This is a genomic window from Alcanivorax sp. NBRC 102024 (assembly GCF_001602235.1).
In the GTDB taxonomy this organism is placed as follows: Bacteria; Pseudomonadota; Gammaproteobacteria; order Pseudomonadales; family Alcanivoracaceae; genus Alcanivorax.
Genome location: NZ_BDAS01000001.1, coordinates 123861 through 138118, shown reverse-complemented (window position 1 = coordinate 138118; position 14258 = coordinate 123861). Strand labels below are relative to the sequence as shown.

12 protein-coding genes are annotated in these 14258 nt (G+C 53.5%); 5 read left to right on the top strand and 7 right to left on the bottom strand.

The features are described from left to right. Positions 1–31 precede the first annotated feature (31 nt). The 5 genes from A0251_RS00680 to A0251_RS00660 form a co-directional block, all read right to left on the bottom strand. Positions 32–1393, bottom strand: coding sequence for an OmpP1/FadL family transporter (locus A0251_RS00680; RefSeq protein WP_062814923.1), 1362 nt, complete (start codon positions 1391–1393; stop codon positions 32–34). A 359-nt stretch (positions 1394–1752) separates the two neighbouring features. After that, positions 1753–3360, bottom strand: coding sequence for an NAD(P)/FAD-dependent oxidoreductase (locus A0251_RS00675; protein WP_062814922.1), 1608 nt, complete (start codon positions 3358–3360; stop codon positions 1753–1755). Next, the gene (locus A0251_RS00670) at positions 3357–4316 is read right to left on the bottom strand and encodes an alpha/beta hydrolase (RefSeq protein ID WP_062814921.1); all 960 of its coding nucleotides are present in this window, start codon (positions 4314–4316) and stop codon (positions 3357–3359) included. Before A0251_RS00670 ends, A0251_RS00675 begins: the two co-directional genes overlap by 4 nt. Positions 4317–4355: 39 nt before the next feature. After that, complete coding sequence (locus A0251_RS00665; RefSeq protein ID WP_062814920.1) at positions 4356–5183, bottom strand: SDR family oxidoreductase; 828 nt, start codon at positions 5181–5183, stop codon at positions 4356–4358. An 8-nt stretch (positions 5184–5191) separates the two neighbouring features. Beyond that, a complete protein-coding gene (locus tag A0251_RS00660; RefSeq protein ID WP_062814919.1) occupies positions 5192–6124 on the bottom strand; it encodes a metal-dependent hydrolase in 933 nt (310 codons plus the stop codon). Between the two features lie 181 nt (positions 6125–6305). Here A0251_RS00660 and A0251_RS00655 point away from each other — a divergent pair, with 181 nt between their 5' ends. Next, a complete protein-coding gene (locus A0251_RS00655) occupies positions 6306–6911 on the top strand; it encodes a TetR/AcrR family transcriptional regulator (RefSeq protein ID WP_062814918.1) in 606 nt (201 codons plus the stop codon). A gap of 59 nt (positions 6912–6970) precedes the next feature. Here A0251_RS00655 and A0251_RS00650 read toward each other — a convergent pair whose 3' ends face one another. Continuing rightward, entirely contained in the window at positions 6971–8002 is a 1032-nt protein-coding gene (locus tag A0251_RS00650) for an AraC family transcriptional regulator (RefSeq protein WP_231874133.1), read from the bottom strand. 135 nt (positions 8003–8137) lie between these two features. Between A0251_RS00650 and A0251_RS00645 the strand changes: the two genes are divergently transcribed. The 4 genes from A0251_RS00645 to A0251_RS00630 all read left to right on the top strand — a co-directional run bounded on the left by A0251_RS00645 (position 8138) and on the right by A0251_RS00630 (position 12870). Next, a complete protein-coding gene (locus tag A0251_RS00645; RefSeq protein WP_062814916.1) occupies positions 8138–8458 on the top strand; it encodes a 2Fe-2S iron-sulfur cluster-binding protein in 321 nt (106 codons plus the stop codon). 56 nt (positions 8459–8514) lie between these two features. Then, positions 8515–9885, top strand: a complete 1371-nt coding sequence (locus A0251_RS00640; RefSeq protein ID WP_404840817.1) for a cytochrome P450 — start codon at positions 8515–8517, stop codon at positions 9883–9885. Next, positions 9885–11540 carry a GMC family oxidoreductase gene (locus A0251_RS00635; protein ID WP_062814914.1) on the top strand — a complete coding sequence of 552 codons (1656 nt, stop codon included), beginning with the start codon at positions 9885–9887 and terminating at the stop codon, positions 11538–11540. Before A0251_RS00640 ends, A0251_RS00635 begins: the two co-directional genes overlap by 1 nt. Positions 11541–11637: 97 nt before the next feature. Continuing rightward, a complete protein-coding gene (locus tag A0251_RS00630; protein ID WP_062814913.1) occupies positions 11638–12870 on the top strand; it encodes an NAD(P)/FAD-dependent oxidoreductase in 1233 nt (410 codons plus the stop codon). A 681-nt stretch (positions 12871–13551) separates the two neighbouring features. Here A0251_RS00630 and A0251_RS00625 read toward each other — a convergent pair. Then, positions 13552–14175: a TetR/AcrR family transcriptional regulator gene (locus A0251_RS00625; RefSeq protein ID WP_052042950.1), complete on the bottom strand. Its 624-nt coding sequence runs from the start codon at positions 14173–14175 to the stop codon at positions 13552–13554. Positions 14176–14258 lie beyond the last annotated feature (83 nt).

The following is a 14258-nucleotide window of genomic DNA, read 5'->3' as shown; positions in this document are numbered from 1 at the left end:
TCTTCTCCAGGTATTAATCGCATTTATGCTGTTAAAATTTCAGCGACAGGGAGGAAGAAAATACGTTTATTTCACCATCGGCCCTTACGGTTTCAAAAGGTGCCGGGTCGGTGGGAGCGTTAATGGAGGTTAATTCGAAATCAGCCTCATCCAGCATCTGATACTGGTAAGCGAAGGCAACCTCCAGCGGCATGTTAATCACCGGGGCACTGGCTATACGATAACTTGCGCCTAGCCCGAAAACTTTTTTATCTGTGTCCAGATAATTGACGTCCTGGGAGCGGGTGGACTTTAAGGGTGACTCCTCCAAGGCTGCGCCAGCAAAGAGCTTCATGGATTCCGACCACTGATAACTGATGCCAATACGGGGGATAGTGATGTCGTCAAACGCCAGATTGGCCTGGTCGCGAACAGTGTCACTCGCAAACTCGCGTCCAAGCGCAGACCATTTGTGCTGCTCGATGCCTGCCGTCAGTTCGAATTGTCCTACTGGAAGCAAAAAGGCCGCACCGAGAACCTCGGGCTGATAAGTGTCGATTGTACTCAGTGCCAGACTCAGACCTGGTTCGGGTATAACCCCTGGCACAACCACATTGGCATCGACTGAAACTTCGTAACTACTTTCACCGCGCCAAAATAGTGCGAATTCCAACTTGTCCATGCCGAAAGGCATGCACTGACTGGTACCGCAAAAAAATTCGCCAGAGCGGATGTTGATTCCCAGGGCCGGCGATAGTGACGGAGATGCTTCGAGAGAAAGCTTTTCTGAATCAGTGTTGCCGCCAAGGTCGGAGACTGTTTCCAGGTTTGCTTTGGCTTCCAGTGTCAGGCGCGCAGATGCGCCGACGTCGACTCCTCTCAGGATATTACTAATAGCACCACCAAACGCGAGATAAAGTGGCTGTGATTCATAGCGTAGAAACTGCCCTTCCTGGCTAGTGTTTGCCTGGTATGGCAGCAGGTTGGATGAGTATTCGTCGACGCCAACGTTAAGCCCGAAATATATGGGATTGTCGATACTTGAGATGCCGGCTATGCGACTTTTGAAACCGATTAATAATAGTTCGGAACTGGTATCGGAGAGCACATCATTCTCGCGTGCTAAAGGCGCGGCTCCCCCCAGGGATTTAGCACGTAATTCCTGGTCACCATATTGCACGATGGCGCTCAGCTCGCCTTCCGGTGAGCCGGCCATGGCTGCCGGGTTGTAATAAACCGACCAGCTGTTGGATGCAAAAGGGCTGAACGCGAGGGCAGTACCGGCATTCATGGGGCCCAGCCCATAGTTGGTAGCTCCGTCGCCAGCGCCAGCATTGGTTAAAGCCGGAGAGAGTAGAGCGGTACCGCAAGTGAAAAAAAGGAGAGGCAACCGTTTTGTTTTTGTTGAAGGCATTTTGAGCTCCTGAAAAGATCAGTTTTGATGTCGGTTTTATTGTTTGGTTGTTGAACCAATTAATTTGCCAGATTTAGGCTCTTGAGTCCATGTCTGTGCAGTGTCGCTGCTTATCTCCCTTGTATGGACTATCGAGGTTTGCGAATAGGGCGTTGTAATATCGCTTGGCAAACTACGGTCAACTGTTGCCGATGAGTCAGTGTTCTCGACTAGGTAAAACCTATCCAGCGCACCGCACCAGCGTAAGGTTAGAAGAATCGAAAAATTATCTTGGGTGCCGTTTACATTAGGATGCTTCTACAGATTGGCTGAGTTGTTTTATTTTGCCGCGCCCAGCGGCCCGACATTTTACTTGGGCGTCAGGGGGTGCGCTTATCCGATTGTCTCCCATTCCCATTGTTCTGCCTTCCCGGGGTGTGGCTTGCGTGGGAGTCCAATTCACTGAATCGGTAGTGGTCCATCGGCAAATGTTTGGCCCGCCAAAGCATTTCTAAAGATGTTGATGGGCGCAGCATCGGCGCATCACCATGATGGTCGAAGTAGTAGCTGTTCGACAGCGTGCAATTGTGATTAAGGAACACCGTGTTCTGCTGACGTTTCTGGATATTATGGAAATAATTGTCATGGACTGACTGTCGAATTTCCACTTGGGTGGCGCCACGCCGGTTGGCTTCGCGAATACAACGTGAGAGATGGATGGCATTGCCCTCGACCATTTTGAAGTAAGAGGTTCCGATAAGGGCATAGGGCCCGAGCATGATGTAAAAGTTCGGGTACCCCGGGATGGTCAGGCCTTCATAGGCCTGATATCGATGGTCATGCCAAAAGTCGCCCAAATTAATGTTGTTGCTGCCGATGACTTCGAACGAGGGGATATTCCCTTTCTCAAAAGTTTTGTAACCGGTGGCCAGGATCAAGGTATCTATGCGTCGTGAGCGGCCGTCTTCGGTGGTGATGCCACGGGAGGTGATGCGTTTGATCGGCGTCGTCACCAGCTCGACGTTGTCCCGGCCGAAGGTGCGGAAATAGTCGTTGGAGAAGGTTGGTCTTTTACAGCCGAAGCCGTATTTCGGTGTCAGTTTCTCCCACAGGTCTTTGCGGTTGGGCAGTTGTTCGCGCAAGTTGTTTATGCCCGCCTTTTCGCACATGCGGACCAGCCAGGGGGCCTGGCGATAATAAATTGCTGAAAGCACCATCAGGGTTTCACTGGCGGTATCGGTGGCGCCCCGAAGGGTGCGTTGCAGGCCCGGTACGGTTCGGAACAGAGTCTTGAGCCAGCCGGGCAGGCTATGATCGGGTTTTTTCAGTACCCAGATGGGGGTGCGCTGGTAGACATCCAATTGGCGGGCCTTGCCGGCAATTTCCGGAATCAGCTGCACTGCAGTAGCGCCTGTGCCTATTACAGCAACTCGTTTGTCACTGAGATCCAGATCGTCCGGCCACCGGGCGGTGTGAATAACGTCGCCCTGAAACTGTTCAAGCCCTTCAAGATTTGGCATTTTGGGCGATATCAGCCCGCCGCAGGCCGAGACAATATGGCGCGCACGAAGTTGTCTACCATCACCAAGTTCAATCAACCAGACATGGCTAGCTAGATCGAAACGGGCGCGGGTAACTTCAATACCAAAGCGAATAAGTGGGTAGATGCCATATTTGCTTGTTACCTGACGGGTGTACTGGTAAAGCTCGTTTCCCGGAGCAAATACACGTGACCAATTTGCGTTCTGTTCGAACGAGAATGAGTAGGTGAAAGAGGTAATGTCGACAGCGATCCCCGGATAACGGTTATCACGCCATGTGCCTCCCACATCTTCACTGCGTTCAAGGATCAGAATGTCCTTTATGCCATCGGCACGTAGCTGAATTGCGGCACCAATGCCGGAAATGCCAGCGCCAATGATGACGACTTCATGATCAGGAGCAACGTTGTGGCGAGCATTCTGGATTGCAAAAGCAGCCATGTTCATGACGATGTCTCCGCAATTGTCGCAATGCCAACGTTCGAAGTGTGAGACGACCTCTCACTGACTTCAGTGGAGGCAAGATGTCTGCGAAGAAAACGGACGATAGTGGCGAAGTCCTGTTTTGCTTCTGGCAACAGAAAGGTGAATACGGGCCAGACGTGCGGCATATCTTTACGTTCCACAAGCTGCACAGGTACGCCCGCTTCTCGGGCGCAGTGAGCGGCTGCATGGGTATCGTCGCGCAGACACTCTTCGCTACTGACAGTGAAAAGCATAGGCGGCAAGCCGGTGAAGTCTTGGGTGATTGGGGAGGCATATGGGTGGGCGGGATCCGCGCCTGCCAGATAGATATCCGTTGCAACCTCAATCATGCCATGGGACAGCATGGCATCAGTATCACTGTTCGCCTGTCGAGACATCAGGACGCCTCGGGCATCCGACGCTGGCGAAATGGCCAGGGCGCAGACCGGCATTTTCAGCTCATGATCACGGGCGCGTAGTAACGTAACCAGAGTAAGATTGCCGCCTGCTGAGTCCCCAGCAATAATGATGGGGCGGGGATCAGCCATCAGTTCACGATAAACATGAAAGGCATCATCCGTCGCTGCCGGGAACGGGTGTTCGGGGGCAAGCCGGTAATCCGGGAGAAAGACCCGCGCGTTCATTGAGTGAGCCAGGCGCCCACAAAAGTGATGATAGGTATCAAGTCGGCCGCCTATAAACGCGCCACCATGCAGGTAGAGAATTGTTGTTTTGGGGTCGGCGGTACTAAGCCAGTGGCCTGATATTCCAGCAACTTTGCTTCGCTGCAACCGTATTCCACGTGGCAGTAGTGAGGGTGCCAAAGGCGCGTTCATTACTCTGCGCAGGTGTCTTACCAGTTTGTCCGGGTCGTGTATGTCGCGCTTGACCCCAGCGCGAAGAAGAAACTTCATGATGTTTGCGGGAATGGAGGCCATATCTGGTTCCTTGAATGTTCCTTATTCCATGAATGCGGTTTAATCAGCCAGAATTCTGTAAACTCCGCCAATGGCGCGGGCGTATAGTCTTGGCGTCAAGCGTTTCAATCGCCAGGCAATGCGACCGTCAATCTGTGGCAGCATGTACATGTCGCCACGGTCGAGGGCATTGAGGGCCTGGCGAGCAACCTGGTCGGCGTTGGTCAGGGCATAGCGAGTCATCGCTGAACGAGCAAAATCACGACGACGCTCAGGCAGACGCCCATTCTCGACGATATTGGTCGGGACCACGGTTGGGCATAGGGCGGTGACTTGTACGCCGGTTCCTGCCAGTTCGGAAGAGAGTGTTTCCGATAGGGCCAGCACCCCGGCTTTGGTGACATTATAAGCGGTCATTTCCGGGGCAGACCCGAAGGCGGCAGCGGAGGCCACGTTGATGATGCCTCCGTAACCCAGGTCCCGCAGCTGAGGGGCAAAAAAATGGCAGCCGTGAATGACGCCCCAGAGATTGACGTTCATACACCAGTGCCAGTCCTTAAGCGACACTTCACCGATCGGGCCGCCGAGACCTACACCGGCGTTGTTGATCACCAGCGTTACCGGCCGGCCGAGCAAGGACTCGGCATTTTCCGCCAGGGACGCCATCTGTTTTTCATCGCCCACATCACACCCCTGGGCAACGGCGTGGGTACCGAGTGCTCGCAGGCTGATGGCCACCTGTTCGGCACGGTCTGCATCGATATCAACACACAGCACTGAGCCGCCACGACGTGCAACTTCGTAGGCGAAGCTGCGACCGATGCCACTGCCTGCCCCAGTGATAACTGCGGCTGCCTGGGTCGATGGGGGCAAGGGTTTCTTTTTCATGCCTGTCCTCATGCGAGCTCAGGTTGTGCTGCAGAGAGTGTTTCGGGGATGTTGGTGGACCGGTGATTTCGCAGCGCCTGATAAGCCTTCTGCGCATCGCCGGTTTCTTCGTAGGCGCGCTTCCAGATACGAATCACATCACGATTATCGTCATCCCAGGGATGGAAGGTGGGTGAAAAGTAGGGAGGCACGCCACCGAGCACTTTGGAGAGAATGCCCGGGCGCCAGAACAGTATCTTGGCCATTTTCGCTGCTGAACGCAGGTTCAGGATCTGACGGTCCTTGTAGAGCAGATAGGTCTGGTTGCCGATCATGATGGGGAAGCCCAGGGCGATGGCTAGTAGCATGCCGCTGGCGCGCAACCGATAACTGCGAAAACCGCCGCCACTGGCATCGACGAACACGTCATAACTGACACTCTTGTGCTCAGTTTCTTCGACAAAGTGCCAGTAGAGCATGGCGCGTAATTCCGGATGGGTCTTGTCAAACAGCTCCGGATGCTCAAGGAGTACAGAGGATATAATGGCAGTGAAGTGCTCGAAAGCCGCAGCGATGGAGCTCTGCATGTCGTCACTGAGGCGGTGCTGGAGCTGCTTGCGAATCAGCTTAAATACTCCTTCAACCTTATCGATGGGAACCCCATGCTGCACCCCGATGGCATTCATTTCGTCGTGTTCGCGAGCATGAATGCGCTCCTGACGAATGAATTCCTTGGCGGCGTTGAGAACCTCCGGGTCGTCAAGCTTGTCAAGCTGTCGCCTGGCAGAGTTCATCACCCAGCGCTCGCCGTCGGGGACGGCGGCGAGTATGGCGTTCATCCAGTGGGTAGACCAAGGATCATTACCGAACCAGTGGCGGGCCACGTTTTCGACGTTCATGGGAAAGTGAATGTCACGGGTTACGACCTCGTCATAACCGATCTTGCGATTTTCTAGGGCCATTGGATAGCTCCCAAATAAAGTCCATTAATCGGACTTTATTTGTTCAACCAACCAAATGCAATATTTATAGGTAGACAGCGTGTTTTTATCTGTATAACCGGGGTGGCGACAACTGTATGCAAGGCTGGGCCGTCCTTAAAAGGAATGCTAGAATCAAAGGCTTACAGCATGGGAGTGGCTTGTGGGAAGAAAGAAAAATCAGGTAACGCCGGTGGCGGAGACTGACCGAGAGTTTGTGCTTGGTGCAGCAGCTCGCCTGTTTCGCCAAAAGGGATTTGATAAAACCACCGTTAAGGAAATCGCCGAAGCTTGTGGCATGTTGCCTGGTAGCCTGCATTACCGTTATCCCTCCAAAGAGAGCATCCTGGTAGACCTGATGCGGCTTGCGCTTGAGCAGGCGTCGGCGTCCTTGTCTGAGGCAATTCGGGGAGAGAGTGAGCCGCTTGAGCAGTTGCGCCAGGGGATCAATGCCCACCTTGAGTTGCTGGTTGGTGGGTCGGATATGGTCTATGTGCTCCTTTTTGAGTGGCGCTCCTTGCATGGTGCATCACGCCAGGAAATGATTGATTTACGAGACAGATACGAGCTTCTTTGGTCTGCCATGCTGCAATCCTTGTCCTCTCAAAACCTGATTCGTCCTGATGTGGATCGTGATCTTTTGCGCCTTATCGGGCTAGGAGCGTTAAACTGGGTAGCAACGTGGTTTAACGAAGGTGGCCGATATACCGCCAAGGATATCGGAGACTTTGTGTGGACGGTAATTAAGGATGGAGTGCTCAAGCGATAGATTTTTTCTATTCAATGAGAGCTCATGACTGTGCTTGCCGTTATTGTGAGTAATAATCCTTAATGTGTACTTTGCCTGTATTGATCAGGGGTCAGACCAAACCAGCGCTTGAAAGCCCGCCTAAAGCTCGCCGTGTCGTGATAATTCAACAGTGTAGCGATGGCTTCAACGGACATTTGGCTGTCGCATAAATAGCTTGCTGCCTGCCTGGATAACACTTCCTCGCGAATTTGCCTGAAACTGCTGTTTTCTCTTTTGAGCTTGCGTGCCAGGGTGCGTTTGCTCATGAAGAGGGTGGCTGCAGCCTCTTCTTCACTGAGTGTTCCGGGTGGTCGAGACAACATCATTTTCTTTAGCCGAGTCCGATAGTCCGGTTCACGAGTCTGCAGCCGCGCAAGCATAGATTCGCACTGCTGCAAGGCTAGATGATAGCTTTCATGATTGGCAGATGCGTTCGGTTTTCGGCACAACGCCATTGGCAATTTGAGCTTGAATAGGTCGCAGTTAAAGTAAATCTTACCTGGCAAATAGTCTCGGTACATCTCTTTGTAGACGGGGGCTGGATGGGTGAAGCAGACCTCGGCTTCATACAAGGGGCGGCCTACGATGAACTCGCCAATCTCGAAAAAAGCCTTGATCACAGTATCCGCCAGGCAGCGCTCTACATCATTTTCCATCGGCACCTGGAAGTTCACAACGCACTCCAGATCGTCTTCAGTCTGTTGCAAGTCCACTTGAATAAAGCTTGCCCGAGTAGGCAGGAAAGTGTGAACGGCTTGCAGCGCGGCATACAGATCCGGACTACTATTGGCAACAAAACCCATCGCACCATGGGTTGCTGGGGTTAGACGTCTGCCCAGCCGTAAACCGAACTCTGGTGTGCCGGATAATTCCAATGCGTTGCGCAGGATATGGATCTGCTGAGCCGCAGTGAGCAGGCTTTCATCTCTGAGCAACTGTGCAATATCCAGCCCAGTGTCGCCCAAGAGTTTGGGAAGTTGTCGTGCAGTCAGACCCAGTTCACGGGCGATCAGGCGTGAGTAATTCGAGGGAATATCGGCTTGCATGTTGTGCGAATCCTTCTTCTGCATCGTTATTGCCATCAGCCACTTCTCAAAACGCCCTTAACTGTCTTTAAATGTCCCCGTTCTGTCAAGAAATGTCCTCGCCGGTGTGGCAGAACATCGCCAATCTTCAGAGTAGACATTACTGGCAGGAGACGCGCAGTGGGAAAAATTATCTTTATCGAACATGACAACACCGAGCATGTTACGGAATTTGGTGTGGGTTCTACGCTAATGCAAATTGCCGTCGATAATGCCGTTCCTGGTATTGATGGGGACTGTGGCGGGGAATGCGCTTGCGGCACTTGCCACATGATTGTTGCGGATGAGTGGTTTGACAAGACTGGAGCAGTCGGTGACGCGGAAGAGCAGATGTTGTCCATGACCCCGGAGCGGGCGAGAACCTCCCGTCTGGGTTGTCAGATAGAAACCACGGAGGCGATGGACGGCATGACCGTGCATTTGCCCGAATTCCAGATGTAAGCACGGAGGACGCCATGTCAACAAAAACAAGCTCAACCAATGCTATCCAGACTAAAATGATCAACGCTTCGTCCAAAGTGGTGCCGATGCATTTGCAGATCAAGGCGCTGAAGATGTTGATGAAGGCAAAGAAAAAGACCGTTGGTTCTCGGCGTCCCCAGGTTAACTTCGTCGAAACGCCAGTGCCCGATATCAATACCCTCTCACTCGAAGACATCGACACCAGTAACCCATTTTTGTATCGACAAGATCAGTGGCGCGCCTATTTCAAGCGGTTGCGTGATGAGGCCCCGGTGCACTACCAGAAGAAGAGCCCATTCGGTCCTTTCTGGTCGATAACTCGCTATGAAGACATTTTGTTCGTGGACAAGAGTCACGAATTGTTCTCCTCAGAGCCGCAAATTATTCTGGGTGATCCACCTGAAGGACTATCGGTAGAAATGTTCATCGCCATGGATCCGCCCAAGCATGATGTACAGCGTCGGGCTGTACAAGGGGTGGTGGCGCCGAAAAACCTAAAGGAAATGGAGGGACTGATTCGTTCTCGTGCAGCCGAAGTGCTGGACAGCTTGCCCTTGAATAAACCCTTTAACTGGGTGCCAGCAGTATCAAAAGAGCTGACCGGGCGCATGTTGGCTACGCTGCTGGATTTCCCTTATGAGGAGCGCCACAAGCTAGTCGAGTGGTCTGATCGCTTGTCCGGTGCGGCATCTGCCACTGGTGGGGAATTTACCGACGAAGATGTCATGTTTGATGACGCCGCTGACATGGCGAGGGCTTTCTCCAGATTGTGGCGTGACAAGGAAGCTCGCCGCGCAGCTGGCGAAGAGCCGGGTTTCGATTTGATCAGCATGCTGCAGAGCAACGAAGATACAAAAGACCTGATCAATCGGCCGATGGAGTTTATCGGGAATCTGGCGCTGCTTATTGTTGGTGGAAATGATACCACTCGCAACTCGATGAGTGGTGGCGTGCTGGCTTTGAATCAGTTTCCCGAGGAATTTAGAAAACTGAAGGCAAAACCGGAGTTGATTCCGAATATGGTTTCGGAAATCATCCGTTGGCAAACCCCGTTGGCGAATATGCGCAGGGTTGCTACCCAGGATGTTGAGATTCGTGGTCAGACCATCAAGAAAGGGGATCGGGTGTTAATGTGGTATGCCTCGGGAAACCGGGACGAACGCAAGTTCGAAAACCCTGATCAACTTATTATTGATCGCAAGGACGCGCGAAACCATATCTCTTTTGGTTACGGCATTCACCGTTGCATGGGTAACCGCTTGGCCGAGCTGCAACTTCGCATTCTGTGGGAAGAGTTGCTGAAACGCTTCGAGAATATTGAAGTTGTTGGCGAGCCCGAGCGTGTGCAGTCTAACTTCGTGCGGGGCTATTCCAAATTGATGGTCAAGCTGACGGCAAAAAGTTAATGAAACGTCTGAGCGGGGTGGCGCCTGAAGCATTCGATTATGTGGTGGTCGGCGCGGGTTCTGCTGGGTGTGCGGTTGCAAGCCGTTTGTCCGAGAGCGGCCGCTATTCGGTGCTGCTGCTTGAAGCCGGACCTGAGAGCCGCGGTAACCCTTTTGTGAACATGCCGTTGGGTTTCCTGCAGCTGATGTTCAGCCGCCGATTCAATTGGCAGTTCAATACCGAACCGCAGCCCCATATGCATGACCGTGTCTTGTTCCAGCCGCGGGGCAGAATGCTTGGTGGTTCTAGTGGCATGAACGCGCAGGTCTACATCCGCGGGCATGCCTGGGACTACGACGAATGGGCGCGGCAGGGCTGTGATGGGTGGTCATACACTGATGTTCTACCTTACTTTCGTAGATCCGAACATTTCGAGCCGAAGCTGAACTCGGCCGAGGTTGAATTTCATGGCCTCGGAGGTCCGCTCAATGTTGCCGAGCGCCGTTACACCAACCCGTTAAGTGCGACCTTCGTTGAGGCAGCGAGGCAGGCAGGGTACCGGCTCAATAGGGACTTCAACGGTAGTGAGCAGGAGGGAGTGGGGTTCTACTACGCTTATCAGAAAGACGGCATGCGGTGCAGTAATGCGCGTGCCTATCTCGAACCCGCCGAGGAGCGTTCCAACCTGACGGTTCGCAGCGGCGCGCATGTTACCCGTGTGCTGCTTGATGGCACCCGTGCCACCGGTGTCGAGTACCGAAGCGCTAAGGGGCTGGTGCAGGTCAGTGCCGGGCGCGAAGTTGTGCTCTGCGGCGGAACGTTCAACTCGCCGCAATTGCTAATGTTATCCGGCATCGGTCCGCGTGAGGAGCTGTACCGGCACGGAATTAAATTGCGTCATGTCCTGGAGGGCGTTGGACAGAATCTACAGGACCATATCGACGTGTTCGTGCGCGCCAGAACGCGCAGCCGCCAGAGTATCTCGATGCATCCTAGCTACTGGCTAAAGGGCCTGGGGGCACTGCTGCAATACCTGATCGGTCGGCGCGGTGTGCTGTCCAGCAACGGCGCCGAGGCAGGCGGGTTCATCCGCTCCCGGCCGGAGGAGGCGATACCCGACCTGCAACTACACTTTGGCCCTATGCTGTACGCCGATCACGGGAGGGACATGAAGGTCGCAATGAGTGGTTATGGCTACATAGTGATGATCTACGGACTTAGGCCATTGTCGCGTGGGCGGATTGGTTTGCACAGTGCTGATCCGTTCACTGCCCCGTTGATAGATCCCAACTACATGGCCGAATCCGCCGACGTCGAGCAGCTCGTTCGCGGGGTACGTCTGGTGCGTAAGATCTTGGCGCAGCCTGCATTCTGCTTGCACCACGAAGTCGAGATGTCGCCAGGGTCGGAGCTGCAGAATGATGAGGACCTGGCCGCATGGGTGCGGCGTAGCGGCGAGTCCGCCTACCATCCAGTCGGCACCTGTAAGATGGGTGTGGATCCGATGGCGGTGGTCGATCCGCGTCTGCGAGTGCACGGCCTGCGATCCTTGAGGGTAGTTGATGCCTCCATCATGCCGACACTGGTCGGCGGTAACACCAACCAGCCGGCAACCATGATCGGCGAGAAGGGAGCCGCGATGATCCTTGAGGATGCTGAGATGCTCAGCAGTTAGGCATCCTGTGCGTGCGCGATCGATATCGCGGCCTCTTGCTCACCTGCGGTGTTGGGATATGAAAATACGCTTCCAAGGCGCACAAAAGAGACAACCTATGGTTAACAAAAAGAAAGATACGACAGTCATCGTTGGTGGTGGACATGCAGCCGGTACGCTCTTGACAGCCTTGCTGCAAAAGAAATATCAGCATGAGGTAGTACTGGTGAGCGATGAGCCTCATCCTCCCTACCAGCGTCCACCTTTGTCCAAAAGTTATCTTGCAGGAGAGGTTGATCAGTCGTCTCTGTACCTGAAGCCGCGTTCGGTGTATGAGAATGCGGGGCAGCAGTTGCGGCTCGGTGTGCGCGTCGAAGGGATCGACCGATACGCGAAAAGCATCAAGTTGTCGGATCAAAGCACATTGAAATACGATCGACTGGTTCTGGCGACGGGGTCACATGTTCGTCGCCTTAAAGCGCCCGGATCAGATTTGAAAGGAATACACTATCTGCATGATATCGCTGACACCGATGCTCTGCGCAATCAATTAGTGCCGGGTAAACGTCTGGTCATCGTGGGCGGCGGTTATATTGGCCTTGAAGTGGCTGCCAGCGCTATCAAGAAAGGTGTTCATGTCACGGTCCTGGAAGCCACCGAACGCTTGATGCAGCGTGTTACGGGGCCAGAGATGTCCACGTTTTTCTACGCCAAGCACACTGCTGCTGGCGTTGATGTGCGTCTTGGCACGGCGGTAACTGGCTTCGAAGCGGGTGATAAGGGGCGTGTGGCAGGCGTGACCTTGGCCGATGGTGGCAATGTTCCGGCTGATATCGTGCTCGTATCAATAGGTGTCATACCGGAAACTACATTGGCCGAGAACGCTGGCCTACTCTGCGATGACGGTATTGTTGTGGATGAATTTACCCGCACTGATGATCGCGACATCCTGGCAATCGGTGACTGTACCCGCCACCGGAATCTTTTTTTCGAAAAGATGCAACGGCTTGAGTCTGTTGCCAACGCGGTTGATCAAGCGCGTACGGCGGCGGCGACCTTGATGGGCGAGGAGATGCCCTACGATAGCGCACCATGGTTCTGGTCGAACCAATATGACGTCCGCTTACAGATGGTTGGGCTGTCGCAAAATCATGATCAGCGGGTGCTGCGCGGCACCACCAATGATAAGGGATTTGCGGTGTTCTATCTGCTCGAGGGCTCTGTCATTGCTGTTGACGCGGTCAATCTGCCCATTGCTTTCATGGTGGGCAAGCAGTTGGTCCAGCAACGCAAGAGCGTTAGCGCTGACGCATTGAGTAATACGGATATCGAGCTGAAGTCTTTAATCTGAAGCATGCGAAGTGCGATCAGTAACCGGTCATCCTTTCGTGGTATCCCAATAGAGATTCCGGTTTAAAGGAGGGATCCACTGGCATGGCCTCCTTGAGAGCATCGGCTGGGTAAATTGTAGTGAGATAGTTAATTTGACACTACATCTGAATGTACGATCACTCATTGAGGCCTAAGGTGGATGCCTGTGTGGAAAGGAAAATATTATAGAGTGTTGGAGTCTCTTCAGTGGGACGATCCTGGCTGTGCTGGCGATTTTCCATCGTTCGATGACTTGTCGTGAGGGCTGCGATACACTGCTACTCGCTAGGGGTTCGGGCCCCATCTTCAGGTTATTTTTGATGGGCTAACCGTGTTGGGCAACACCTTTTTCGACTTTGTACTTTTATTTAAATCAGCTGGTTAGGCTGTATTTCAGTCCGGCTTCTGTAACCGTACTGAAAGTGTAGTAATTGGTGTAGCCAGCCTCTTCCCTGTCTTGGAAATTCCACTGACTTTGCCCATAAACACCTGTGCATCAGTCGTAGTGATACTCGGGTACCTTTGTATTATTGGCGTATGCTCAGCTGAGGATACCCCTGTCTGCCATTATCGCTGCTAGCCAGGGGCGAAATGCTGTGACATATCGAGTATTGGATAAGCGATACGTTGACATAAACATGGCGTGCTGAGATAGCTACCGTCAAACATCAGTCAGCGGTAGATCCCACCTGGGTGGATAAGGGGGCGGTGTCGTTACGCCCGCCCTAGCTCGCAAGTGAAGGGCAAGCGTGTCACACCAAAGCTTCAGATAACGGTCAAACAGCGCCTTGTCCGCAACGATGTGCAGGTCCTGTGCCATGCCGCGCAATAGCCATTGCGTCAACATCATCATCGAGCGCACATCGGTATCTTCCTTGGTGGCCTCCAGGTAGTGATCGGCTGCGTTACCCACGATGAAATAACTGGATGTCCAGACGCGCTGCAAAATGGCGGCGAGTTCCTGATCGTGCTGGCTGGCGGTCAGTAGCTGCATCAACGGGATGTATTCCGGTTGATCAAAGACATTTTTCCAGGCGCCAAAGATCAGCTCTTCCAGTCGGTCCTCAGAGCCGTGCAGCTTGGCAATGGCTTTGCCCAGTTGAATATATTGCTGGCGAATCAGTTGCTCGGCAGCAGCGGCAATCATGGCGGCTTTGCTGTGGAAATGGTGTAGCGGTGCTCCCCGGGAAACGCCAGCGACCTCGATGATGCGACTCACTGTCGTGCCTGCAAATCCGTCCTTCTCAAGACACGTGAGTACCGCCTGGATGATGCGTTCTCGCATGGCATCGCTACGTTGTTCCTGGGTTCGTCGCTGTGCCTTCATGACGTTATCTGCCTGTTGTCGGGTTTGCTTTCTCTGGCGTA